Raw genomic sequence first — 25253 nt, 5'->3', positions numbered from 1 at the left:
CGGTCCCGGCCGCAGCCATAAACCATTATCCCCTTGCCCGGCAACGCTATGTCCGGCCAATCGCACATTTTTGTGGCGGTTTGGGACCGTCCCCAAAGCCGCTCGATTTCACGGGTTTGTGATGCATTTGCGCAACACCGGCTTCGCTACAAAGCCAGAAAATCGTTAAAAATCAGATGACCCAGGGCGCGTAGACCGGTCCGCTGACGGCGATCATTTCGGCGACCCGGCCGCGCTCGCGGCGCCGCGTCTCGACGATCTCGAAGGCCGTACGGTCCGAAAGCAGGCGGCGCAGCGCCGCCGCGTTCATCCGATGGCCGCCACGATAGGAGCGGAAGCAGCCGATGAAGCGCGCGCCGGCAAGCGCCAGGTCGCCCATGGCGTCGAGCGTCTTGTGGCGGGCGAATTCGTTCGGATAGCGCAGTCCGCCGACATTGATGACGCGGTTGTCGTCGCCGATGACCAGCGAGTTCTCCAGCGACGACCCGAGCGCGTAGCCGGCGGCCCACAGCCGCTCGACATCCTTCATGAAGCCGAAGGTGCGGGCCCGCGCGATGTCGCGGCGGAAGATGTCGGGGTTGATGTCGGAGGCGAAGAGCTGGCGGCCGATGGCCGGGCTCTCGAAGTCGATCTCGACCTCGAATCGCGTGCCGTCATAAGGACGGAACTCGGCCCAGGATGCACCGGCTTCGACGCGGATCGGCTTGACCACGCGGATATAGCGGCGCTTCACCGAAAGCGTCTCGATCCCCGCCTGGTCGAAGGCTTCGACAAAGGCCACCGCGCTGCCGTCGAGAATGGGAACTTCCGGACCGTCGATCTCGATGATGAGATTGTCGATGCCAAGTCCGAACACCGTCGCCATGAGATGTTCGACGGTTCCGATATGCTGGCCGACCGGATCGCCGAGCATGGTGCACAGGTCGGTGGCGCCGACCTCGGAGACCAGCGCGCGGAACTCGCGGAACTCGCCGCCATTCGCGAGGTGGAACACGATGCCGGTATCGGCGTCGGCGGGCAGGAAATGAACGGTGACGGGCTTGCCGCTGTGGACGCCGGTGCCAGTCAGCGTCACGCGCGCCTTAACTGTCGTCTGATAGTCCTGCAAGACAAACCCCATAAGCCCAAACCGCCTGTGTCCGCTTGTCAGCCTTAGGCATTATGGCCCGACGGATCATCTGGCCTGCGCGCAAAAGCGGCGAATGAGCAAGGCAGCGGCTCTGATGTATCGGCAGGCAGGGCCAACTCCCCGAATCCCGGCAAACCGACTTTAGTCCGACGCGAAGATAGTGGCCCGTCTGGGAGACTCCAAATCACGGTTTCTTACCCCGTGTAACCGCTGCCCTGAGCGAAAAAACACTCGTAATGCGTTGTTTTTCTATAACTTTTAAAGGCAACAGACAGACGATCTCTCGCCCGCCTGTTAACAGCTGTTATATATCGTTAGTGTATGTTCCGCCCGAAAGTGCACAGCGGTTTTGGGAGAACGACATTATCAAACATTGCTTAAAGCGCGCCGCATAGGCGGCGCGCTTTAACGATTAGTTCGCCTGGCGACGCAGGAACGCCGGGATCTCCAGCTGGTCGTCTTCCTGCACCGTGCGGCTTTGAGGCGTGAGGCGCCCCTGGTCGTCGAGCTGGCCGCGGCGCGGCGCATAGAGCTGCGGGTCCTGGCTGGCGAGGCGGCGCATTTCCGGTGCCGCCTGGCGCAGTTTCGGCTCGCGCGGCTGCGCCGGCTGCAGCCGGGCCGGCTCTTCCTCGCGGCGGGTCAGGCCGTTGGTCAGCCGCTTGATCAGCCCCATCGGTCCGCTGTTCTCATGATCCGCAGGGCGGCTCTTGGCCTCCACCTCGGCCCTCACAACCGGTGGAAAGTCCTCGACGCGCGGCATGCGCTGCGGCGCTGCAGCCACAGGCTGCGGCATCTCGCGCTGCGGCGCGGGCTGCATGACCGGCTGCTGGGCGATCGGCTGCGGCTGAGGCTGGGCCGGCGGAGCCTGGAAGATCTTGCTCTGCGGGCGGAAGTCGTCGACCGGCGCGGGGCGCGGCTGTGCCATCGCGGCGGCGTTCGCCTCTGCAAGCTGGATCGCCTCGGCAACCGGATCGACGGCGCGCGGCTCGTAGGCCTGCTGCTGAACCGGTGCGGGACGGCTTTCCTGAACAGGTGCCGCGGGACGGGCGACCGGCTTCTGCGGCGCGCGGATGGAGATTGGCGCTGCGGCGATTTCGGCCGCCGACTTGTCGATGCCGGTAGCGACCACCGAGACGCGGATCACGCCTTCCAGTTCCTCGTCGAAGGTGGCGCCGAGGATAATGTTGGCGTCCTGGTCGACCTCCTCGCGGATCCGGGTCGCAGCTTCGTCGACCTCGAACAGGGTGAGGTCGCGGCCGCCGGTGATCGAGATCAGCAGGCCCTTGGCGCCCTTCATCGAGGTCTCGTCGAGCAGCGGGTTGGCGATCGCCGCCTCGGCGGCGGCCATGGCGCGGCCCTCGCCCGAAGCCTCGCCGGTGCCCATCATCGCCTTGCCCATCTCGCGCATCACCGAGCGGACGTCGGCGAAGTCGAGATTGATTAGGCCTTCCTTGACCATCAGGTCGGTGATGCAGGCTACGCCGGAGTAGAGCACCTGGTCGGCCATGGCGAAGGCATCGGCGAAGGTGGTCTTGTCGTTGGCCAGCCGGAACAGGTTTTGGTTGGGGATGACGATGAGCGTATCAACGCATTTCTGCAGTTCCTCGATGCCCATGTCGGCCGTCTTCATGCGGCGCTGGCCTTCGAAGTGGAACGGCTTGGTGACGACGCCGACGGTGAGGATGCCCTTTTCGCGCGCCGCGCGGGCAACGACGGGTGCAGCGCCCGTGCCGGTGCCGCCGCCCATGCCGGCGGTGACGAAGCACATATGCGTGTTGGACAGATGATCGATGATCTCGTCGATGCACTCTTCCGCCGCCGCGCGGCCGACTTCCGGCTGCGAGCCGGCGCCGAGGCCTTCCGTGACATGCGCGCCGAGCTGAATCAGCCGCTCAGCCTTCGACATCGTCAGCGCCTGCGCGTCGGTGTTGGCCACCACGAACTCGACGCCGCGCAAGCCGGCTGTGATCATGTTGTTGACCGCGTTGCCGCCGCCGCCGCCGACACCGAACACGGTGATGCGTGGCTTAAGCTCGGTGATGTCCGGCTTCTTGAGATTGATGGTCATACTCTCCGTCCTTTGCCTTTCCCGCCGCCTCGCCGCTGCGGCCGCCTTTGGGGCTGTCCCCGTCAAATTAAAAACTGTCTCTCAACCACTGACTCATGCGATGCAGTTTTCCGCCCGTTCCGGTCATCCTGAAACCGGAAAGTCCTTTCGCCGAATGGCTCTCGAAGCTCGCCATTTGAGGATAGATCAGAAGCCCGACCGGGGTCGAAAACGCCGGCCCCTTGGCCGCTTCCGGCAGGCCTGCCACGCCGAGCGGCCGGCCGATGCGCACGTTGCGCCCAAGAATGCGGCGCGCCGCCTCCGGCAGGCCCGCCAGTTGGCTGGCGCCGCCGGTGAGGACGACCCGTTTGCCGACGGCGTTGCCGTAGCCCGATTTGTTCAGCCGGTCGCGCAAAAGCTCGAGCGTCTCGTCGATGCGCGCCCGGATGATCCGCGTCATCACCGAGCGCGGGATCTGTAGCGGCAGCTCGCCCTCCTCGCCGATCGGCTGGATGGAAACCAGGTCGCGGTCGTCCGCACTGCCCGGCAGCGCAGAGCCATGCATCACCTTCAGCCGCTCGGCGGCGTCGAGCGAAGTCGACAGCCCCTTAGCCATGTCGAGCGTCACATGATTGCCGCCGATGGCGATGGCGTCGCCATGCACGAACTTGCCTTCCGAGAACACCGAGATCGTGGTCGTGCCGCCGCCCATATCGATGCAGGCCGCGCCCATTTCGAGCTCGTCGTCGACCAAAGCCGCGAGACCGCTGGCATAGGGCGTCGCCACCATGCGCTCGACCGACAGATGCGAGCGGTTGATGCAAAGCTCGAGATTGCGCATCGGCGCAGCATCGCCGGTCAGCACATGCATATCGACGCCCAGCGTCTCCCCGACCATACCGCGGGGATCCCGCACGCCGCGCTCGGCATCGAGCGAGAAGCCGACGGGAAGCGAATGAACCACCTCTCGCTCGGCCCGCAGCGCCTGCTTCGCGCCGGCAGCGAGCACGCGCTTGATGTCGGCTTCCTCGACCTGATGGCCGCCGAGATTGATGGTTGCCGAAAAGGCCTCGCTCTTCAGCCGGCCGGCCGTCATGTTGACGATAAGGGAATCGACGGTGAGCCCCGCCATGCGCTCGGCGGCGTCGACAGCGAGACGGATGGCATGCTCGGCGCGGTCGAGATCGACCACGACGCCCGACTTAACTCCCTGCGACTTCTGATGGCCGATGCCGATCACCTGGATGCGATGCGAGCGTCCGCGCAACAGCTTGCCGTCCTCGCGCGGCTTCAGCTTCGCCACCACGCAGCAGACCTTGCTCGAGCCGACATCGAGCACCGTCAGCGTGCCCGACCGGCGCGAAGAGGCATCACCGCCGCCGCCAAGCCAGCTCATATCTTCGTCTCCGGCTTGCGTTTCGTCGGGCTCTTCGGCTTGTCGCTGAGCGCGGCTTCGCGCTGCGTCGCCGCTTCCGGCGAGAGCTCGACCACCAGGCGATCGGACAACCGCATGTCGACGGCAGCGATGTCGCGCGTCAACAGTCCGTTGTCATGATCAAGCTTGATGAGCTCGGCGATGGCCTGATCCTCGCCGTCTTCCGGCAGCTTCACGGTGATGCCGTTCTCCAGCTTGAGATCCCAGCGCCGCTCGCCGACACGGATATAGCCTTTGACCCGCGCCGCCAGCTCGGGATAGCGCTTGATCCTCTCCAGGAAATCCGGTGCCTTGGCCGGCGCGCCCGTGCCGATGATCAGCGGCAGCAAAGCCTGCTTGCCGCCCGAGAACGGCGCGATCACCTCGCCCGACCGCTCGATGACCGAAAGCGAATTGCCCTGCTGCCAGAGCGCGAAGGGCTCACGCTCCTCGACACGGACCTCCAGCGTGTGAGGATAGATCTTGCGCACCGCCGCAACCTCGACCCAGGGCAACGTCGCGATGCGCTCGCGCGCAGCCTCGGCATCAAAGCCGATCAGCGACGTCCAGCCATCGAGGCCGAGGCGGTCCAGTATATCGATCTCGGAAGTCTGGCGATTGCCGACGACCTTGATCTGGTCGACGGCAAAACCGGTTCGGGCCGTCACGCCCTGCACGATGATGTCGGCGTAGCCGCCGAGATAGGCCCCATAGGCGCCGGCGGAAACCAACAAGGCAGCCGAGAGGATCGCAGCCGAAAAACGCGGCGCCTCGTACTCGCCATCGCAGAGACGGGCAAGCAAACGCACCGGCCGCCGCAGCTGGCGCGGCAACACGAAATGATCGAACGACAGCGGCACGCCGAACAGCGCAGGCCCAGTCCCGCGACCTTTGCCCTGGCCCCACCTCAACGCAGACACGAAGCGTCCTCCACCATCCAACTCAACAATTCGCCGAACGAATGCCCCGCTTGCGCGGCGATTTCAGGCACCAGAGACGTCGGCGTCATGCCCGGCTGGGTGTTGATCTCGAGCCAGACAACCTCGCCGTTTTCGGAGTGACGGTCGTCGTAACGGAAGTCCGACCGGGAAACGCCCCGGCAACCGATAGCAAGATGAGCCTTGAGGGCCAGTGTCTGTATTTTTTGGTAAATATTCGGTGAAATTTTTGCAGGGGTTTCGTGTTTTGATCCACCCGGGACGTACTTTGAATCGTAGTCGTAGAAGGAATGACCGGTCGGGATGATTTCACAGACCCCAAGCGCCACGTCACCCATCACCGCGCAGGTCAACTCGCGCCCGTGGATGTAGCGCTCGACCATGACGATCTCGCCATACTTCCATTCGGACGAGCCGATGACTTGCGGCGGATGCGACTGCCCCTCGTGCACGATGACGACGCCGAAGCTCGAGCCTTCATTGACCGGCTTCACCACGTAAGGCGGCTTCATCGGATGCTTGTTCTGGACGGAGAAGCGGTTGACCACCTTCGATTCCGCGACGGGAATTCCGGACGCCTTGGCGACCTTCTTGGCCTGCTCCTTGTTCATGGCCAGCGCCGAAGCGAGCACACCCGAATGGGTGTAGGGAATTCCGAGATATTCGAGAATTCCCTGGATGGTGCCGTCCTCGCCGAACGGGCCATGCAGGGCGTTGAAGGCGACATCGGGCTTGAGCTCGGCAAGCACAGACCCGACATCGCGCGAAACATCGACGCGGGTGACCTGATAGCCTTCATTCTCGAGCGCATCCGCACATGCCTTCCCCGACGACAGAGACACGGGCCGCTCCGAGGAAAATCCCCCCAGGAGAACAGCCACATGCTTCTTCTTCATCCCGCCTTCCCCTCTCACGCCGGGCCTGCAACCAATATTTCCGCACGCAACATTTCCGCACATTGAGTCCGAGTCTTCCGGCAGGTTGCCCCCCAGACGGAAAACGCGGGTAACGCGTCAAACGACTCAAATCAGGAAACGCTTTAGAGCAGAGAATCAGAGAGTTGATTCCCTGGCAAGTACCTATGATTCCGAGAGATTCACTTTCCGCGAAAACGGGCGAGAAAAGTGTGTTGTTGAGTCTTTGCGGTAACGCTTGACGGCGTCGCCGACGACGCAAGTTCAAGCACTACTTGAACATCACAGCGAGCTAAAGAAGCTGGCCCAGGAACTCCTGCACCGCGTGACCCGGCCGGAAGTTGCCCAGCCGCTTGATCTCCCAATGCAGGCGGATGCCCGAATTTTCCAGCACCCGCGCGCGCACCGTCTCGCCGAGATATTCGAGATCGTAGCCGGTCGCCGTGCCGGTATTGATCATGAAGTTGCAGTGCATGGGAGACATCTGCGCGCCGCCGATCATCAGCCCGCGGCAGCCGGCCTTGTCGATCTCTTTCCACGCCGACGAGCCTTCCGGGTTCTTGAAGGTCGAACCGCCAGTCTTCTCGCGGATCGGCTGCACCGTCTCGCGATGGTTCTGCACGGCATCCATCGCCGCCTTAATCGCAACCTTGTCTTGCGGGATGCCCTCGAAGATGGCGGAGGTAAAGATCAACCCGCCAGGCGCCGACGAATGGCGGTAGGCATAGCCCATATCCGCATTGCTCAGCGTATGAACATTGCCTGCGCGATCGAGCGCCCGCACCTCGACCACGCGCTCGCGCGTCTCGACGCCATTGGCGCCAGCGTTCATCCTCAGCGCCCCGCCGACAGCGCCCGGAATGCCGTGATAGAAATGGAACCCGCCGATGCCGGCTTCATAAGCCACGGCGGCCAGACGCTTGTCCGGCGTTGCCGCGCCAGCCTTGATGGTGGTCGATCCGGTGACTTCGGCCTCGCCGAAGCCCTTGGCGGAGAGCCTCACCACAAAACCGAGGATGCCGCCGTCGCGCACCAGAAGGTTTGAGCCGACGCCGACGACCGTAATCGGGATTTCCTCCGGCACCGCGCGCAGGAAGGCCGCGAGGTCCTCCTCGTCGGCCGGCTGGAACAGCGCTTCCGCCAGCCCACCGGCACGGAACCAGGTGATCTTGTCCATCTCGGCATTGGGCGTGACGCGGCCGCGCAGGCCGGCAAGCTTGTCGCCGAGCTTGTCGATCAGGTCCTGGCCGCGCATCATGAGGCACCGAGTTCCTTGGGCAGCGCATAGGCCCATTGCGTGATGTTGCCGGCGCCAAGGAAGATGACGAAGTCGCCGGGCTTGGCAAGTTCGCGGACGGCCGGCGCGACCGCCGTCGGGCCTTCGATATAGCGCGCGTCGCGATGGCCGCCGGCACGGATGCGCGACACCAGCGCGTCCGAGGTCACGCCCTCGATCGGTTCCTCGCCGGCCGCGTAAACGGGCGCCACCATGACCGTGTCGGCATCGTTGAAGCAGACGGAAAACTCATTGAACAGGTCGTGCAGCCGGGTGAAGCGGTGCGGTTGCGCGATCGCGATGACGCGGCCCTTTGTGGCCCCGCGCGCGGCCTTGAGCACCGCCGCGATCTCCACCGGGTGGTGGCCGTAATCGTCGAAGACCTCGACGCCGTTCCAGGAACCGGTGTGCGTGAAACGCCGCTTGACGCCGGCGAAGGATGACAGGCCTTTCTTGATGGCTTCGGCGGACAGACCGAGCTCGTGCGCGACCGCGATCGCCGCCGTCGCGTTGGAGACATTATGGCGGCCGGGCATGGGCAGTCGCAGACCTGTGATCGTCGTCGTGCCCCGTCCCTTGCGGTCGCGGATCACCACGTCGAACTCGGATGTAGCTCCGTCCATGCGATGATTGGCGAAGCGCACGTCGGCCTGGGCGTTCTCGCCATAGGTGATGACGCGCCGGTCCTCGATGCTGCCGACCAGCGCCTGCACCTCCGGATGGTCGGTGCACATCACGCCGAAACCGTAGAACGGTACGTTCTCGACGAACTGGCGGAAGGCCTCGCGTACCTTATCGAAGCTGCCATAGTGGTCGAGATGCTCGGGATCGATGTTGGTGACGACGGCGATGTCGGCCGGCAGCTTCAGGAACGTGCCGTCGCTCTCGTCGGCCTCGACCACCATCCACTCGCCGTCACCCATGCGGGCATTGGTACCATACGCGTTGATGATACCGCCATTGATGACGGTCGGATCGAGCCCGCCGGCTTCGAGCAGCGTCGCGACCATGGAGGTGGTCGTCGTCTTGCCATGCGTGCCGCCGATGGCGACCGCCTGGCGGAAGTGCATCAGCTCGGCCAGCATCTCGGCGCGGCGCACGACCGGCAGCAGTTTCTCGCGCGCCGCCTTGAGCTCTGGGTTGGATTTCTTGATGGCGGTCGACACCACGACCACCTCGGCCTCGCCGATGTTCTCGGCCTTGTGGCCGACGAAACATTCGATGCCCTTGTCGCGCAGCCGCTGCACATTGGCGCCGTCCGCCTGGTCCGAGCCCTGCACCTTGTAGCCGAGATTGTGCAGCACCTCGGCAATGCCGCTCATGCCGATTCCGCCGATGCCGATGAAATGCACGAGGCCGATCGTCTGCGGCATCTTCATGCGCGCGTCCTCCTGTAGTCGGAAACCGTTTTGCCGGACGCAATAGCCTCTGTGAGATCGCCGAGCAACCGCGCCGCGTCGGGTTTTCCGGCCGAGCGGGCAGCCGCGGCCATTGCGGTCAGCCGGCCGGGATCCTCCATCAGCCCGCCGACCAGCGCGGCGATCCGCTCGGCCGAGAGCGTCGATTGCTGATGGACCTCGGCCCCACCGGCGGAGGCAAGTGCCGCGGCATTCGCCGCCTGGTCGTGATCGAGCGCATGCGGGTAAGGCACCAGCAGCGCCGGGCGTCCGATGACCGCGATCTCCGATACGGTCGAGGCACCGGACCGCGACATCACCAGATGTGCGGCCGCCATGCGCGCCGCCATATCGGTGAAGAAGGGCGAGACCTGCGCGTCGACGCCGAGATCGGCATAGGCGGTCTTCACTCGCGCCACGTCTTCCGCGCGCGCTTGCTGGGTGATCGCCAGCCGCTTGCGCTGCGCTTCGGGCAAAAGCGCTATCGCCGCCGGCACAGCATCGGAAAAGAACTGCGCACCCTGGCTGCCGCCGAAGACCAGGAAGCGGAACGGCTCGCTGGCATCCGACGCGACATAAGGCGATTTCGCCGCTTCAAGTATCTGCGGCCTCACAGGATTGCCCGTGGTCACCGTCTTGGCGCCGGCCGCGCTTTCCCCCTCGGGCAGGAACCCGCCGGCAATCACATCGACCCGGCTCGACAGCGCCTTGTTGGCACGTCCCATGACGGCGTTCTGCTCATGGATCAGCGTCGGCACCTTGCGCCGTGTCGCCGCATAGAGCGGCGGCAATGTCGGATAGCCGCCGAAGCCGACGACGACGTCGGGCTTGATCCTGGCGATGACACGCCCCGCTTGCCGCACGCCTTGCCAGATCGCCCAGAAGGCGGCGAGCACGGCGAAGGGATTCTTCGAGCCCAAAGTCGCCGATCGGATGGAGTGGATCGCGGCGGCGGGAAAGTGGCCGGAGTAGCGCTCCGCGCGGCGGTCGGTGGCAAGATGCACCTCCCAGCCCCGCTCGATCAGCTCATGCGCAAGCGCCTCGGCTGGGAACAGATGTCCGCCCGTTCCGCCGGCCGCCAGCAGGATGACACCCCTCGACATCCCGCCTCATTCCGCCGGCATGGCGCGCTGCGAGAAGGCGTAGCCAATCTGCTTGCGCTTTTCGGGATGCCTGCGCGTCAGCGCCAGCACCATGCCCATCGAGACGGCAATCGCGATCTGCGAGGAGCCGCCGTAGGAAATGAAGGGCAGCGTCATGCCCTTGGCCGGCATCAACTGTAGGTTCACGCACATGTTGATGGCCGACTGCAAGCCGAAAATGGTGACGAGCCCGCCGACGGCGTAACGGGTGAAGTCGTCATGCTCCTTGAGCGCGATGCTCAATCCGCGCAGCACGATGAAAGCGAAAATCGACATGATGAAGAAGCACATGATCAGCCCGAACTCCTCGCCCGCGACCGAAAACACGAAGTCGGCGTGGCTGTCGGGGATGACCCGCTTCACCGTGCCCTCGCCTGGGCCGACGCCGAACCAGCCGCCATTGATCAGCGCCTCGCGGCCCATGTCGACCTGGAAAGTGTCGCCTTCGCCGGTGAGGAACTTGTCAATGCGGGCGGCCACATGCGGAAACACTGTATAGGCCGCGAACACGCCGCCGACGCCGGCAGCCCCCAGCGCGACGATCCAGAACCACGGCAGGCCGGCCATGAAGAACATCACGCCCCAGGTGCCCAGCACCAGCATGGTCTGGCCGAGATCCGGCTGCGCGATCAGCAGCGAGATCACCAAGGCCAGCAGCAGCATGGCGAACAGATTGCCGGGAATGTCTGGCTGGCGCTTGTGCTCGGCAAACAGCCAGGCGCAAATGATGACAAAGGCCGGCTTCAGGAACTCGGACGGCTGGATCGAGAGCCCGGCGAGCGATACCCAGCGCCGCGCGCCCTTCACCTCGACGCCGATATAGAGAACCGCCACCATCAGCACCAGCATGATGCAGATCATCGCCAGCGACATGCGCCTTATTTGTCGCGCTTCCAGGAAGGAAACCGCGAGCATCACGACGAGCGCCGGGATGGTGAAGATGATCTGTCTTGTGGCGAAGTGGAAGCTGTCGAGACCGATGCGCTCGGCGACCGCCGGGCTTGCGGCGAAGGACAAGACGATGCCGAGCCCCATCAGCGACAGGAATGCCGCCAGGAACCAGCGATCGATCGTCCACCACCAGGTTGCGACCGGACTTTTGTCGAGACGGCTTTGCATCAACGTGGCCCTCCGATGGGTTTCACCCCATCAATAGCAGTCGCAGCTTGCCTGAAGGCTTCGCCGCGAACCTCGAAATTCTTGAACTGGTCGAAACTGGCGCAGGCCGGCGAAAGCAGGACGACGGCCTCGCCGCCGGTGTCGCCCGCGGCGTCATGGGCGGCGTGCTCGACCGCGGCCGCCAACGTTCCGGAAATTTCGTAAGGCACCGCCTCGCCGAGCGTGGCGGCGAAAGCGGGAGCGGCCTCGCCGATCAGATAGGCCCTGGCGATGCGTGGGAAGAAACCGCGCAGCGGCTCTATCCCGCCTTCCTTGGGTAGGCCGCCTGCGATCCAATAGATGCGGTTGAAGCTCGACAGCGCGGGAGCCGCCGCATCGGCATTGGTCGCCTTGGAATCGTTGACGAACAGCACATGATCCTTGCGGCCCACCTGCTCCATGCGGTGCGCCAGCCCCGGGAAGCTTTCCAGCCCCGCCTGGATCTCGCCGAGTTCCAGCCCGACCCTGAGGCAGGCGGCCACGGCGGCGAGCGCGTTCTGCGCATTATGCTGGCCGCGCAGCGAGCCGATGCCTTCCAGGAATGCGATGCGGCTGTAGCGACCGTGCACGGCTTCCATCAGATTCGTGCCGTCAGCGAAATAGCCGTCGGTCAGCGGCAGGCGCTTGGAAATGCGGATCACTTGCCGGCCTGCCCGCTCCAGCCGGTCGGCGATCTGGGCGCACCAGGAATCGTCGACGCCGATGATCGCGGTGTCGCTGCCGGCGACCAGCCTTTCCTTGATCGAGGCGTAATGCGCCATGGTGCCGTGGCGGTCGAGATGGTCGGGCGTCAGATTGAGCAGGATGCCGGCGGTCGGATTGATCGAGGGCGCGAGATCGATCTGGTAGGAAGAGCACTCCACCACATAGTGCCGTTCGGCCTCGGGCGGATCGAGCGTCATGATGGCGCGGCCGATATTGCCGCCCATCTGGGTGTCGCGTCCGGCCGACTTCAAGATGTGCGCCGTCATCGCTGTGGTCGTCGATTTGCCGTTGGTGCCGGTGATCGCGACGAAGGGTGCGGCCGGCGCGCGCTGGATGCGCTCGCGGCAGAACAGCTCGATATCGCCGATCACCTCGACGCCGGCGCCGCGCGCCAGTTCCACCGTCCAGTGCGGCTTCGGATGCGTGAGCGGCACACCGGGCGACAGGACGAAGGCCGCAAAGCGCGACCAGTCGGCGCCGCGCAGGTCGCCGGTCGCGATCCCGGCGGCTGCTGCCTTGGCGACGCTGTCCGGATTGTCGTCCCAGGCGAGGATCTCGGCGCCGCCGGCGATCAGCGCATGCGCGGTGGCAATCCCCGACCCGCCGAGCCCGAAGAGCGAAACGCGTTTGCCTGCAAATGAAGCGGCGGCGATCAAGCGGGCATCCTATCTGAGCTTGAGGGTGGAGAGGCCGACCAGCGCCAGGATGACGGCGATGATCCAGAAGCGGATCACCACCTGGCTTTCGGTCCAGCCGAGCTTTTCGAAATGGTGATGGATCGGTGCCATCAGAAAGACGCGCTTGCCGGTCATCTTGAAATAGCCGACCTGGATGATGACCGACAGGATCTCCACCACGAACAGGCCGCCTACAATGACCAGCACGATCTCGTGCTTGGTGGCGACAGCGATGGTGCCGATCAGGCCGCCCATGGCAAGCGAGCCGGTGTCGCCCATGAAGATTGCGGCCGGCGGTGCGTTGAACCATAGGAAGCCGAGGCCGGCGCCGATGACGGCGCCCAGCACGACCGCCAGTTCGCCGGTGCCGGGAACGAAATGGATCTGCAGATACTCGGCGAACACCGCGTTGCCGGAAAGATAGGCGATGACGCCGAACGACGCCGCAGCGATCATGATCGGCACGATCGCCAGCCCGTCCAGACCGTCGGTCAGGTTCACCGCATTGCCGGCGCCGACGATCACGAAGCAGGAGAACGGCACGAAGAACCAGCCGAGATGGATCAGGAATTCCTTGGCGAACGGGAAGGTCAGCGACGACGAGAACGGCGCCTGGCCGTTATGCATGATCACCCAGGCCGCGATGCCGGCGACAACGAATTCGATCGCCAGCCGCGCCTTGCCGGAGAAGCCCAGATGCGACTGTTTCGTCACCTTGAGATAGTCGTCGTAGAAACCGATCGAGCCGAAGCCGACGGTGACCAAAAGCACCACCCAGACATAGATGCTGGAGAGGTTTGCCCACAGAAGCGAGGAGCCGATGATGCCGGACAGGATCATCAGCCCGCCCATCGTCGGCGTTCCGGCCTTCTTGAAATGCGTCTGCGGTCCGTCGGCGCGGATCGGCTGGCCCTTGCCCTGGCGAAGCCGCAGCGAATTGATGATGGTCGGTCCGAATATGAAGACGATCAGCGCCGAAGTGATCAGCGCACCGCCGGTGCGAAAGGTGATGTAGCGGAAGACATTGAAGGCCGAGATCTTGTCCGCGAAATCAACGAGTAAAGTGAGCATCGGTCCCCCGGATCCCGACCTCAGGTCGGTTCAATGGTTGCGGCTTCCGCCGGAAATTTGCCGAGCAATGCCTCGACCAGCTTTGAAAAGCCGATGCCTTTCGACGACTTGACCATCACCACGTCGCCCGGCCTGATCGCCGACATGACGACGGGCTTCAGCTCTTCGGCTCCTGGCCGGTACTCGGTTTCGACATCCGAAGGCAAAACCTCGGCCAGTGCCCGCATCTCCGGGCCGCCGAGAAAGACGTTGCGCGTTTCTGTGCCGACAATAAGTTCGGCAAGGGCCGCGTGGAGCTTCGCCGAATGGCTGCCGAGTTCCAGCATGTCGCCAAGCACGGCGATGCGCCTGCCCTCGCCCGATACCGGCGTGGCGTTGAGCAGCGCCATGGCTGCCGCCATCGACGCCGGATTGGCATTGTAGCTCTCGTCGATCAGCGTGATCGGACCGTTCGGATGGCGCAAAATGTGGCGCCGGCCGCGCCCGCGCTCGGCCGAAAGATCGGCGAGCGCCGCCGCGACCTTGTCGAGATTGGCGTCGACCAGTTGCGCGGCGCCAAGTACCGCCAGCACATTCTGCACGATGTGGCGGCCGGGCGCCCCCACACGGGCCGTCACGTCCCTCTTGCCGATCTTGACCGCGATATCGGAGTGATCGGCATAAAGGTCGCAGCCAATAAGACGAAAGGCCGAGCGGGCGCTCTCGCCGAAGCCGAAGACATGCTCGACACCTGCATCCTTGGCCACTTTCCCGAGCAGCTTCCAACGCGGATCGTCGCGATTGAGCAGCGCGGCGCCGCCGGCCTCTATGCCCTCGAAAATCTCGGCCTTGGCCATGGCGATCTCGTCGAGATTCTTGAAGAAGCCGAGATGGGCGGCCGCGATCAGCGTGACGATCGCGACATGCGGCCTCACCATCTTGACCAGCGGCCTTATCTCGCCCGGATGATTCATGCCGATCTCGAAGATCGCGTAGTCGCAGTCTGCGGGCATGCGCGCCAAGGTAAGTGGCACGCCCCAGTGATTGTTAAACGACTGCGCCGAGGCGTGCACCTTGCCCACCGCCGACAGCACATGGCGCAGCGCTTCCTTTGTGGTCGTCTTGCCCGCAGAGCCGGTCACCGCGATGATCTTGGCCCGTGAGCGAGCGCGCGCCGCAATGCCGAGCTTTTCCAGCGCCGCAAGCACATCCTGCACGACGATCATCGGCGCCGTCAGCCGGCCGAGCGACGGCAGCTTGCCCTCGGCGACGACCAGCACGGCAGCGCCCGCCTTCACTGCGGCGGTCGCGAAATCGTGGCCGTCCATCGTCTCGCCCTTGATGGCGAAGAAGGCGTTGCCCGGTTCGAGGCTGCGGCTGTCGATCGAAATGCCGGTGATGCCTTCCGGCAGCGAGCCGATCGGCCTGCCGCCCATGGCCTCGACAAGCGCTTGCGACGTCCACAGCAAGCTCATGCGGCGCGCTCCTGGAGCGCCTCGCGCACTTCCTCGTGATCGGAAAAGTGGAAGGTTTCGGTGCCGATCGTCTGGCCTTCCTCATGCCCCTTGCCGGCAACGATCAGCGTATCGCCGGCATGGAGCATGGCGACGGCCTCGTGGATCGCTTTGCGGCGGTCGCCGATCTCGATGGCGCCGGGCGCCGCGGCAAGGATTGCCGCGCGGATGGTTTCGGGGATTTCCGTGCGCGGATTATCGTCGGTGACGATGACGACATCGGCGAGCCGGGTCGCGATCTCGCCCATGATCGGCCGCTTGCCGCGATCGCGGTCGCCGCCGCAGCCGAAGACGACAACGACCCGGCCCGTGGTGAACGGACGAACCGAGGTCAGGACATTTTCCAACGCGTCGGGCTTGTGCGCGTAGTCGACATAGACCGGAGCGCCGGCGGCCGTCGTGCCCACAAGGTCGAGGCGGCCCGGCGCACCTTTGAGTTTCTCCAATGCGGCCAATGCCTTATCAACGGATGTTCCAGTCGAGATGGCGAGGCCGGCCGAAACCAGGGCGTTGGCGATCTGGAAATCACCTGCCAACGGCAGGTCGATCTCGTGAAGCACACCATCGGCCTCCACCTCGGCACGCTGGCGCCGCCGCTCATGCTCGACGCGCTTCAGCGTCAGGAATTCGCCGTGGCGGCCGACGGTCAGAACATTGAGGCCCGCTGCCCGCGCGGCATGAACCGTCGGCTGCGACCAGGGATCGTCGGCGAAGATCACGGCCGGCGCCCCCTTCGGCAGCAGCGTGTCGAACAGACGCAGCTTGGCGCGATGATAATCCTCGACCGTCGGATGGTAATCCATGTGGTCGCGGCCGAGATTGGTAAAGCCGCCGGCGGCCAGTTTGACGCCGTCGAGCCGACGCTGGTCGAGACCATGGCTGGAAGCCTCCATCGAGGCGTGCGTTACCCCTGCCTCCGCCAGTTCCTTGAGCAACTCGTGCAGCGCGACCGGATCGGGCGTAGTCAATGAGCCATATTCGTTGCGGCCCGGCGCCACCACGCCGGTCGTGCCGATCGAAGCGGCGGCAAAACCTGCCTGCTCCCAGATCTGGCGGGTGAACGCGGCAACCGATGTCTTGCCGCTGGTCCCGGTTACGGCGACCATCGTCCGAGGCTGCTTGCCGAAGAAGCGCGCCGCGCTCAGCGCCAATGCCAGACGGGGATCATCGACGGCAAGAACCGGGATCGACAGACCGGAGATTGTATTGCCTTTGGCCGCCACGATTGCGGCAGCGCCGCGGCCGGCGGCATCGGCGGCATAGGTCGAGCCATCAGCCTTGCTGCCGGCGAGCGCGAAAAAAACGACGCCCGGTCTTACCTGGCGGGAATCGGAGGAGAGACCGGTAACCTCCAGATCGGGGGAAGCTGTTCCCTCGACAGGCAGGATACCGGCTAGATTTTTCAGATACATTGAGTCCCGTTCACCGCAACAAAATAGCGCGCAGTTGCCGGCGCGCCCCAAGAATCACTGATAGGAAACCAGCGTTGCACCATTTTCATGGCTGAAATCTGGCTTCACGCCAAGCATCGAAGCCGCACGCCTGATGATGTTGCCTGCCATGATGCCGGCATTCGAGGCGGCGGTGGCGCCCATGCCGGGCTTTTCCGGCTTCGGCTCATCGGCGATGGTCAGCACGATATATTGCGGATCGTCCATCGGAAAGGCGGCGACGAAGGCGTTGAAATTCTTCTCTTTCGAATAACGGCCGTTGACGACCTTTTCCGCCGTGCCCGTCTTGCCGCCGACGCGGTAACCCGGAACCCTGGCGCTCTTGCCCGAGCCTTTCTCGGCGTTGAGTGCGTAGAGATAGCGCATCCCTTCCACGGTCGTGTCCTTGACCACCCTTTTGGCCACCTCCATCGCCTGCTCGGCCGTGCGCGGCAGAAAAGTCGGCTCGATCAAATAGCCACTCATCAATGCGGCGCAGCCGACGGCAGTCTGCAGGGGCGTTGTCGAGACGCCATGGCCGAAGGCGATGGTGATCGAATTGACCTGCTTCCATACTTTCGGTTCGGTCGGGCGCGCCACTTCCGGCAATTCCGTCTGCATCTTTTCGAGCACGCCTAGCCGATGCAGGAACTCGCGATGCCCTTCGATGCCGACAGCCTCGGCTTCTTTGGCCGAGCCGATGTTGGACGAATAGATGAACACTTCGGGCACCGAAAGCACACGGCCTTTGCTGTGGAAGTCATGGATGGTCTGGCGGCCGATCCTGATCGGGCGCGACGCATCGAAGCGACTCTCCAGCGTCACCTTGCCGGAATCGAGCGCCATGCCGGTGGTGAAGCTCTTGAAGGTCGAGCCCATCTCGTAGAGCCCGGCCGACATACGGTTCAGCCGGTCCTTTTCCTGAGCATTGTAGGGATTGTTGGGGTCAAAATCCGGCACCGAGGCCATGGCCAGGACTTCGCCGGTCTTGATATTGAGGACCACCGCGCCGGCCGCGATCGCGTGGAACCGTTCCATGCCGGTCGCCACCTCGTCGCGCACCACATGCTGGACGCGCAGGTCTATCGACAGCTTCACCGGCTTCAGATCCCTGGCCACCGCCAGTCCTGACGCCTGCAGATCGGTCAGGCCCTGGTCATCGATGTACTTCTCCATACCGGAGATGCCCTGATTGTCGATGTTGGTGAGCCCGACAATGTAGGATGACGTTTCGCCGCTCGGATAGAAGCGGCGCTTTTCGGTGCGGAAACCGAGACCCGGGATGCCGAGCGCCATGATGTCGGCCTGCTGCTTCGGCGTCAGCTGCCGCTGCAGCCAGACGAAGCCGGCGCCGCTCTTCAGCTTGTGATAAGTCTGCTCGTAGTCAATCTCGGGAAGCACGGTCGAGAGCTTCTCGATCGCCTCGTCGGCGTCGACGATACGGCGCGGCTCGGCGAACAGCGACGCCGTCTTGATGTCGGTCGCCAGCACCTCGCCGTTGCGGTCGACGATGTCCGGCCGCGATGCAGTGACGCGGCTCTGCGGACCACCTGAATTGTCCGGATTCTGCAGGCCGAGATAGACCAGTCGGCCGGCAATCGTCGAATAGATGGTGAAGAACACCGCCATCGTCATGACGATGCGGGTCTTGGCCTTGCCGCCGGTTGCCTTGCGGGCGGCGTCGACGACGATCGAGCCGTCCTCAGCTGCCTTGCTTCGGCGCTTCAGCAGGTTGCCGATCCCTGGAAGCCTGCTGCTCATTGCACGGTGCTCCCGGTCACCACCGGATCCTTGCCGTCCGACGGCCCTTTGCCCGAATTGTCGGCCATGCCGCCGAGCGGCTGCGACGACAGGTCCTCGATATTGAGCGGCTTCATCGGCACGTCGTCGAGCCCGCCGATTTGGTGGGCGTTGAGCGGCTCGAGCCCGAGCTGCGACTTGTAGATTTCGGCAAGCTTCTGCAGCCGCGCCGGCTGGGTGAGCAGGCTCCAGTCCGCCTTGAGAAGATCGATTGTGTCTTCCTCGTAGCGGATCTGCGCCTGCAGCTTCTGCACCGCCGCCAGCTGGTCCTCGGCCTCGCGCTTGGTCTTGTAGGTCAATGCCGCCGCCGAGACCATTACGGCGATCAGGACTATATCGCTGGTGCGAAACACGTGCTTACCTCTCCCCCGGCCGCTCGACGGCGGGAAGCTTTGGAAGGCCGAAAATCGAAAAGTCGCCGGCGCGCGCAGGCGCGCCGGTGCGGATTGCCGCGCGCAGCCTCGCCGAGCGCGCCCGCGGATTGCCGGCGATCTCGGCCTCTCCCGGCGTCACCCCGCCGCCGGATTTGCGGAAGGTCGCCAGCCGCGCCGGCGCGTCCGGCATATGACGCGATCCGCTGGCCGCATCGGCGCGATCGGCGATGAAGCGCTTGACGATGCGATCCTCCAGCGAATGAAATGTCACGACGGCGAGCCTGCCGCCCGGCTTCAGCACCCGCTCGGCGGCGAACAGCGCGCTCGCCAACTCGCCGAGCTCGTCATTGACGAAGATGCGCAGCGCCTGAAAGACGCGGGTGGCGGGGTGGATCTTGTCCTTCGGCGCGCGGCCGACATGGGTGGCGATGGCGTCGGCAAGATCGAGCGTGCGCTCGAAGGGCCGCTTCTCGCGCCGGGCCTCGATCATGCGGGCGATGCGGCCGGCATGCCGCTCTTCGCCGAGAAAGCCGAAGATGCGGGCAAGGTCGCCCGCCTTGAAGGTGTTCACGACGTCGGCGGCGCTCAGGCCAGCCTGCGCCATGCGCATGTCGAGCGGTCCGTCGGCGCGAAAGGAAAAGCCGCGCCCGGCCTGGTCGAGCTGCATCGACGAGACGCCGATGTCGAGCACGACGCCGTCGGCGCTTTCGACATGCTTGTCCAGGGTCGAGAACGGCTCCTGAACGAGCTTCAGCCTGCCGCCGGCCTGCTGTTCCAGAGCCTTGCCCGCGGCGATCGCATCCGGATCGCGGTCGATGGCCACGACCGAGGCGCCGCGCTCGAGGATGGCGGCGGTGTAGCCGCCGGCGCCGAACGTGCCGTCGACGATCGTCTCGCCCGCCTTGGGTTCAAGCGCCTCCAGCACTTCGGCAAGGAGGACCGGAATGTGACGGACCAGTCCGCCAACGGCGTGAGGATCATCGCCGTGGCCAGTCATCATTCCGGTCGCTCCCCGGGCTTCGTCCCCTGCCGAAGCTGCAAAAGCCTGGCTCGAGCCTGCGCCCCATAGGCGGCAAGCCGGCCCGGCTCCCAGATCTGGAAGAAATTGCCGCGGCCGACAAAGGCCACCTCGTTCGAGATGCCCGTGTGCTCGCGGATGAAATCGGTCATCGTGATGCGGCCGTCCTGGTCGAGTTTCAGGAACGTCCCGTCGCCATGGCAGAAGAAGGACATATCGTCCGCCGTCTGCAGGAAGGGATCTTCCAGCGCGATCCGCTGCTCGTAGCGGTCGAGCAGATCGAGCCCGCCGACGTCCATCGCCGGAAGGTCGAGGCAGCGTAGCGCATAGAGTTCCGCATAGCCACGTTTCTGCACGACCGAACGGAAATGCGCCGGAACGGATACCCGCCCCTTCGCATCGATCCTGTTTACTGCGTTTGACAGAAATCGGTCCACTACGCCTTACAGCCGCTGTCGCCGCCGCACCCCTGCCCATGTTTTTCTCCGCGCCGCCGCGCATCGCCTCGCGACAAATCGCTTCATTCACCAAGGCGAAAACCGGCAAACGCGCAGCCGCCGCGACTGCCCGATTGGCGTACGCTTCACCCTGACGCGGAACGAAAGCTTGATGGGAATGGGATATCATGGGGCAATATGGGCGTCAACGGGAAGAGGCATCACAAACACGCATGCCACAACCTGAAAGCGCAGGCTCGCGGCACGTCTCGTCTTTATCGTCCATTAAGCCTAACGAAGCGTTTAGAAGGCTCTGGCCCAAAAGGACGCGGCTTGCCGCGAAGGGCCGCCACGCCTAGCGTTCGGACGTCAGTTCAGCGAAGGAATGCGCCCAATGTCCGAAACCGCGAAGTCACGCGCCGCGACACTTGCCCATCTGCGCAGCGGCGATTTCGCCAAGGGCGATCCCATCCCTTTGCCGCTGACAATGGCCTCGATCTTTCATTCGCCGGGCGACGCGACGGGCTTCGATCAATACGGCCGCTTCAGCAATCCGACATGGCACGCGGTCGAGCATGCGCTTGGTCATCTCGAAGACGCGCAGTGCGTCGCCTTTCCGTCGGGCATGGCGGCGATTTCGGCAACGTTCTTTGCGCTGGTCAAATCTGGCGACCGCATCCTCTTGCCCTCGGACGGCTACCACACGACGCGGGCTCTGGCGGAGCGTTTCCTGAAACCGCTCGGCATCGCCTATGACGTGAGGCCGACATCGAGCATGCTCGACGGCGGCTTCGCCGGCTACCGCCTGGTCTTCGTCGAAACCCCCTCGAACCCAAGGCTGGATATCTGCGACATCGCCGCCGTCGCCAAGACCGCCCACGAACAAGGTGCGCTCCTCATCGTTGACAACACGACGATGACGCCCTTCGGCCAGCGCCCGCTCGACCTTGGCGCCGACATCGTGGTCTCGGCCGACACCAAGGCGATCAACGGTCACTCGGATGTGCTGTTCGGCCATGTCGCCAGCCGCGATCCGGATATTATCGCCAAGGTCAGGGACTGGCGAGAAACCGCCGGCGGCATTCCCGGGCCGTTCGAGGCCTGGCTCGTGCATCGCGGCCTTGAAACACTTGAGGTGCGGTACGATCGCATGTGCTCCTCGGCGGAAACGATCGCCCGCCGGCTCAAGGGGCATCGCGCCGTGAGCGGCTTGCGCTTTCCAGGCCTTGAGGGCGACCCCTCGCACAATCTGGCGCGTGCCCAGATGGAGCGCTTCGGCTTTCTCATCTCGTTCGAACTGGCTTCGGAAGAGAAGGCCGAGGATTTCATCAACAACTGCGCGCTGATTGAATCGGCGACCTCGTTTGGTGGCGTCCATACATCGGCCGAGCGGCGATCGAAGCGCGGCGATGCCGTGCCGCCCGGCTTCGTGCGGCTGGCCGTCGGCTGCGAGCCGGTGGAAGAGCTCTGGCAGGCGATCGAGGCGTCTTTGGACCGGCTTGGCGGCTGAGCGGCTCGGAGCGCTGTGGAGGAAAATGCCAGCTGGCCTGTAAGCCGGGTTCTGTATGGCCCCACGCCTTGCGGCGCGGGAACGTGGCGGCCATTCATCTTGGGCGCATGTCGCCATGCGCCTCACGCAACCTACCCGGGCGGTGGGCCGGAAACAGCCCTCGAAGGTTTCCCTTCGCACCGCCCCTATTCGGTCTTGCTCCCGGTGGGGTTTGCCGTGCCGCTTCTGTTGCCAGTCGCGCGGTGGGCTCTTACCCCACCCTTTCACCCTTGCCGCGGCGAATGCCGCGGCGGTTTGCTTTCTGTGGCACTTTCCCTGGGGTCTCCCCCGCCGGCCGTTAGCCGGCACCGTGTCTCCATGGAGCCCGGACTTTCCTCACCCGCAGCCTTTCGGCTCTTGTGGGCGCGGCCGCCCGGCCAGCTGGCAAGGGCGTATAAAGGGATTCGCGCCTGAAAACGCAACAAAAAAGGCAACTGTCCCGCTTAGACAGGCGAACCGAGCGCTGCCATCTGCACCTTCACCTTGCTGCAATAGGCGGCCGAAATCGGATTCATCCGCGTCGCCCCATGGCCGGCATTGTATTTGAGGATGGTACCGCAGGTGGTGCCGCCACCTAGCCCCTGCGCCATGGCGAGGTACTTCATGCCGTATTTGATGTTGGTGTCGGGATCGAACAGTCCCTTGACCGAACCGGTATAGCCCATCATCCGGGCCGTCGCCGGCTTGATCTGCATCAGGCCGATCTCGCCGGCGCCGCCGACCATGTTGGGCCGGAAGTTGCTCTCGATCGTAATGACGGCCTTGGCCAGCGACACCGGTACGCCGTAGCTTGCCGCATAGCGGGCGATGATCGCCGAATATTGGCCGTCGCCAGTTGCCGAAGACAAGGCGGGCTTTTCAGGACGGATGGAAGCTGTCGCGGTCAGGTCGATGGTTTGCCTGCTGCGCTTTGCGTAGCGTTTGACTCTTGATTTCGCGGACCGCGCTGCGGCGGCTTTCTGCACCTTCGCCGGGGTAGCTCTCTTGGCCGTCGAAGTCTTGGCGCTTAGCGCAGCCTTGGGCTTTGAGGGGGTCGCAGCAAACCCATTGTCCGCCGCCCGGAGGCTCAGGGGGGCGCTGTTCGCTGGGCTGAAGGCAAAAGTCATCACTCCGGCAGCAACGGCTGCCGCTACAACGGTCAATCTTTGCATGTATTCCTGTTCTGTTAGAACCGCGCGAAGAATTTCACGCGGCGAGGCCAATCCAACACCGGAGCATCTTGGAGGGATAGATGCCCGACAACTTGCGGGAGATGCGTTTGGAGACCGAATTGGCGCCAATAAAGGCGAGGCAATTCACTTTGTATGACAAATTGTAATTTAGTCAGCTTGACCGGCTATTTGGAAGAGGCTGCCTTTACCGCAGCCAGCAGCCTTTGGAGCGTGCTGATCGTCGAACCGTCCGCCACGCCGTCGACGAGCCGCCGTCGAAAATGCCGCTGAAACGCCGCCACCACGATTTCCGTCTGGCGGTCGAAGACACCCGATATCTCGGCGCTGTAGCCGTAAAGCGCCAGCATCGATTGCAGGGCTTCCACGTCAGCACCTGCGTCGCCCGCCCTCAGCGCCGCGCCCGTCCTGATCGGAGCCGCGGGAACCAGATGGCCGACACCGGCGGCAAAGAGCGCCTTCCAGGGAAACTTCTCGCCCGGGTCGACCTTGCGTCCCGGCGCCACATCGGAATGCGCAAGCACCCTTTGCGGTGGAATGGAATGCCGGCCCGCGATCCCCGCGCATAAATCGATCACGGCCTTGACCTGCCGCTTCGGGAAGGTTTTGTAGCCCAGCGAATGCCCGGGGTTGACTATCTCGATGCCGACAGAGCAGGAGTTGATGTCGGTGCACCCGAACCATGAACTCTTGCCGGCATGCCAGGCGCGGTCGCTTTCGCGCACCATTTGCACGATGCGGCCGTCCTCATGCACAAGATAGTGCGAGGATACCTCGCTTGCCGGATCGCACAGCCAGGCCTCGGCCCCGGGCCCCGTCGGCATGCCGGTATAGTGCAGCACGATCATGTCGGGCCTGAGCGTCTCGCGTCGCGGACCGAAATTCGGCGATAGCCTGACCTCGGCACCCGGCTGGTCGGGCAAGAAACCGCTCATACGTGCCTGAGGCCCCGTTCGATCATCTCATAGGCGGCATTGATCGCAGCGACCCTTGTCGTGGCGATCTTGATGAATTCCTGCGGCAGGCCGCGCGCGATCAGCCGGTCGGGATGGTTGTCGGAGATCAGCTTGCGATAACGCTTCCTGACCTCCTCGAATGGCTTCCCGCGTTCGACGCCGAGAACCACATAGGGATCGGCGGCGCCCAGATTGACGTGGCGCGCCAGGATCGCCTGGTAATGCGCCTCATCGATCTGAAAAATCTCGGCGATGCGATGCAGGAATTGCCCTTCCCTCTCGTGAACCAGGCCATCCGCCTTGGCGATGTGGAACAGCCCGTCGAGTATGTCTTCCAGCATCTTGCAATTCGCATGACCGGAACCGCAAAGCTGCGACATGCGCTGGGCGTAGATTTCAAATCCGGCAACATCGCGCTTGGCGAGGTCATAGAGGCGCGCCACATTGCGCGTTTCGCTCGGCGGCACCTCAAAGATTTCCTGGAAGGCCCTCACCTCGTCCTGGGTGACGATGCCGTCGGCCTTCGCCATCTTGGCCGAAAGCGCGATCATCGCCACCGAGAAGGCCACGCGCCGGCGTAGATCCGGGTCGCCCGAGTACACGGTCCGCACGGCCTCGACGACATCGCCGACGCCCGAGGACGCCGACGACGAAACACGAGCGATGAAGTCGCCGAGGCGGTCCCAAATCGACATGCGGCTTCTTAGTGCGAACCGGGCACCGCTATCAAGCCGGGACGATGCCGCAGGTCGAACGACTTTGAGAACAGTCCCGCCAAAAAGGAAGGCCGGCACAGGGGCCGGCCTTCCTGATTTCAGTGGATGAACTTCTACTGCGCGGGCGCAGCAGGAGGTGTTGCCGGAGCCGGTTCAGCAGGCTTCGAAGGGTCAGGGGTGGCCGGCTTCATTGGCTGTTCGTTGGCCGGCGGGTTGGTGCTCTGCGTGGTGGTGTTGTCGGTGCTGCTGTCGCTGCAAGCCGCGACCCCCAGCAGGGCGAGCGCCGAAACAGACGCCAGAATAAGCTTCTTCATGGTATCTCTCCTTCAGCAAACGCTCACGTTTCGGTGAACGTCGCAGAAGAAATGCAGAAATCAGACCTGGGTTTCGTAACGTTGCGTTTCCATGTGTAACACCAGGCGCATGGTTGCCGGGGCCAAAAC

At 64.1% G+C, this 25253-nt stretch carries 22 protein-coding genes and 1 other RNA gene; 1 reads left to right on the top strand and 22 read right to left on the bottom strand.

Annotated elements, in window-relative coordinates; genetic code table 11:
* Nucleotides 1-172: 172 nt before the first annotated feature.
* From lpxC to mraZ, 17 genes are all read right to left on the bottom strand, one after another.
* Entirely contained in the window at nucleotides 173-1120 is a 948-nt protein-coding gene (lpxC, locus tag P9217_RS18010) for a UDP-3-O-acyl-N-acetylglucosamine deacetylase (protein ID WP_278087851.1), read from the bottom strand.
* Between the two features lie 421 nt (nucleotides 1121-1541).
* Nucleotides 1542-3197, bottom strand: coding sequence for a cell division protein FtsZ (gene ftsZ, locus P9217_RS18005; RefSeq protein ID WP_067329056.1), 1656 nt, complete (start codon nucleotides 3195-3197; stop codon nucleotides 1542-1544).
* A gap of 67 nt (nucleotides 3198-3264) precedes the next feature.
* The gene (gene ftsA / locus P9217_RS18000) at nucleotides 3265-4572 is read right to left on the bottom strand and encodes a cell division protein FtsA (RefSeq protein ID WP_066990759.1); all 1308 of its coding nucleotides are present in this window, start codon (nucleotides 4570-4572) and stop codon (nucleotides 3265-3267) included.
* Nucleotides 4569-5510 carry a cell division protein FtsQ/DivIB gene (locus tag P9217_RS17995; protein WP_278087852.1) on the bottom strand — a complete coding sequence of 314 codons (942 nt, stop codon included), beginning with the start codon at nucleotides 5508-5510 and terminating at the stop codon, nucleotides 4569-4571. Before P9217_RS17995 ends, ftsA begins: the two co-directional genes overlap by 4 nt.
* Nucleotides 5498-6424, bottom strand: coding sequence for a D-alanine--D-alanine ligase (locus tag P9217_RS17990; protein WP_066990754.1), 927 nt, complete (start codon nucleotides 6422-6424; stop codon nucleotides 5498-5500). The genes P9217_RS17995 and P9217_RS17990 overlap by 13 nt, the downstream gene beginning before the upstream one ends.
* Before the next feature lie 310 nt (nucleotides 6425-6734).
* Nucleotides 6735-7700, bottom strand: a complete 966-nt coding sequence (gene murB / locus P9217_RS17985; protein WP_278087853.1) for a UDP-N-acetylmuramate dehydrogenase — start codon at nucleotides 7698-7700, stop codon at nucleotides 6735-6737.
* Entirely contained in the window at nucleotides 7697-9097 is a 1401-nt protein-coding gene (gene murC / locus P9217_RS17980) for a UDP-N-acetylmuramate--L-alanine ligase (RefSeq protein WP_278087854.1), read from the bottom strand. Before murC ends, murB begins: the two co-directional genes overlap by 4 nt.
* The gene (murG, locus tag P9217_RS17975) at nucleotides 9094-10218 is read right to left on the bottom strand and encodes an undecaprenyldiphospho-muramoylpentapeptide beta-N-acetylglucosaminyltransferase (protein ID WP_278057327.1); all 1125 of its coding nucleotides are present in this window, start codon (nucleotides 10216-10218) and stop codon (nucleotides 9094-9096) included. The genes murC and murG overlap by 4 nt, the downstream gene beginning before the upstream one ends.
* Before the next feature lie 6 nt (nucleotides 10219-10224).
* Complete coding sequence (gene ftsW / locus P9217_RS17970) at nucleotides 10225-11376, bottom strand: putative lipid II flippase FtsW (protein WP_067329044.1); 1152 nt, start codon at nucleotides 11374-11376, stop codon at nucleotides 10225-10227.
* Entirely contained in the window at nucleotides 11376-12776 is a 1401-nt protein-coding gene (murD, locus tag P9217_RS17965) for a UDP-N-acetylmuramoyl-L-alanine--D-glutamate ligase (RefSeq protein ID WP_278087855.1), read from the bottom strand. The genes ftsW and murD overlap by 1 nt, the downstream gene beginning before the upstream one ends.
* A gap of 9 nt (nucleotides 12777-12785) precedes the next feature.
* Nucleotides 12786-13868, bottom strand: a complete 1083-nt coding sequence (gene mraY, locus P9217_RS17960; protein ID WP_095802416.1) for a phospho-N-acetylmuramoyl-pentapeptide-transferase — start codon at nucleotides 13866-13868, stop codon at nucleotides 12786-12788.
* A 20-nt stretch (nucleotides 13869-13888) separates the two neighbouring features.
* On the bottom strand, nucleotides 13889-15322 hold the full coding sequence (locus P9217_RS17955; protein WP_278087856.1) for a UDP-N-acetylmuramoylalanyl-D-glutamyl-2,6-diaminopimelate--D-alanyl-D-alanine ligase: 1434 nt from the start codon (nucleotides 15320-15322) through the stop codon (nucleotides 13889-13891).
* Entirely contained in the window at nucleotides 15319-16773 is a 1455-nt protein-coding gene (locus P9217_RS17950; protein ID WP_095824925.1) for a UDP-N-acetylmuramoyl-L-alanyl-D-glutamate--2,6-diaminopimelate ligase, read from the bottom strand. Before P9217_RS17950 ends, P9217_RS17955 begins: the two co-directional genes overlap by 4 nt.
* A 54-nt stretch (nucleotides 16774-16827) precedes the next feature.
* The gene (locus tag P9217_RS17945) at nucleotides 16828-18552 is read right to left on the bottom strand and encodes a penicillin-binding protein 2 (protein ID WP_278087857.1); all 1725 of its coding nucleotides are present in this window, start codon (nucleotides 18550-18552) and stop codon (nucleotides 16828-16830) included.
* Nucleotides 18549-18944, bottom strand: coding sequence for a hypothetical protein (locus P9217_RS17940; protein WP_066990723.1), 396 nt, complete (start codon nucleotides 18942-18944; stop codon nucleotides 18549-18551). The genes P9217_RS17945 and P9217_RS17940 overlap by 4 nt, the downstream gene beginning before the upstream one ends.
* Before the next feature lie 4 nt (nucleotides 18945-18948).
* Nucleotides 18949-19965, bottom strand: a complete 1017-nt coding sequence (gene rsmH / locus P9217_RS17935; RefSeq protein WP_066990720.1) for a 16S rRNA (cytosine(1402)-N(4))-methyltransferase RsmH — start codon at nucleotides 19963-19965, stop codon at nucleotides 18949-18951.
* On the bottom strand, nucleotides 19962-20420 hold the full coding sequence (gene mraZ / locus P9217_RS17930) for a division/cell wall cluster transcriptional repressor MraZ (RefSeq protein WP_095783823.1): 459 nt from the start codon (nucleotides 20418-20420) through the stop codon (nucleotides 19962-19964). Before mraZ ends, rsmH begins: the two co-directional genes overlap by 4 nt.
* Nucleotides 20421-20814: 394 nt before the next feature.
* Between mraZ and P9217_RS17925 the strand changes: the two genes are divergently transcribed.
* Complete coding sequence (locus P9217_RS17925; protein ID WP_278087858.1) at nucleotides 20815-21930, top strand: cystathionine gamma-lyase; 1116 nt, start codon at nucleotides 20815-20817, stop codon at nucleotides 21928-21930.
* Between the two features lie 24 nt (nucleotides 21931-21954).
* Here P9217_RS17925 and rnpB read toward each other — a convergent pair.
* The 5 genes from rnpB to P9217_RS17900 form a co-directional block, all read right to left on the bottom strand.
* Nucleotides 21955-22354, bottom strand: an RNA gene (rnpB, locus tag P9217_RS17920) — RNase P RNA component class A.
* A gap of 58 nt (nucleotides 22355-22412) precedes the next feature.
* Nucleotides 22413-23120 carry a transglycosylase SLT domain-containing protein gene (locus P9217_RS17915; protein WP_278087859.1) on the bottom strand — a complete coding sequence of 236 codons (708 nt, stop codon included), beginning with the start codon at nucleotides 23118-23120 and terminating at the stop codon, nucleotides 22413-22415.
* A gap of 185 nt (nucleotides 23121-23305) precedes the next feature.
* On the bottom strand, nucleotides 23306-24073 hold the full coding sequence (locus P9217_RS17910) for an N-acetylmuramoyl-L-alanine amidase (RefSeq protein WP_095779053.1): 768 nt from the start codon (nucleotides 24071-24073) through the stop codon (nucleotides 23306-23308).
* Entirely contained in the window at nucleotides 24070-24789 is a 720-nt protein-coding gene (locus P9217_RS17905; protein ID WP_127324987.1) for a DnaJ family molecular chaperone, read from the bottom strand. Before P9217_RS17905 ends, P9217_RS17910 begins: the two co-directional genes overlap by 4 nt.
* Before the next feature lie 134 nt (nucleotides 24790-24923).
* Entirely contained in the window at nucleotides 24924-25124 is a 201-nt protein-coding gene (locus P9217_RS17900) for a hypothetical protein (RefSeq protein ID WP_082954075.1), read from the bottom strand.
* Nucleotides 25125-25253: the final 129 nt, after the last annotated feature.

Source organism: Mesorhizobium sp. WSM4989 (assembly GCF_029625795.1).
Classification (GTDB): Bacteria; Pseudomonadota; Alphaproteobacteria; order Rhizobiales; family Rhizobiaceae; genus Mesorhizobium.
The sequence above is the reverse complement of the archived record's forward strand: the minus strand, read 5'-3'. Positions and strand labels throughout refer to the sequence as shown.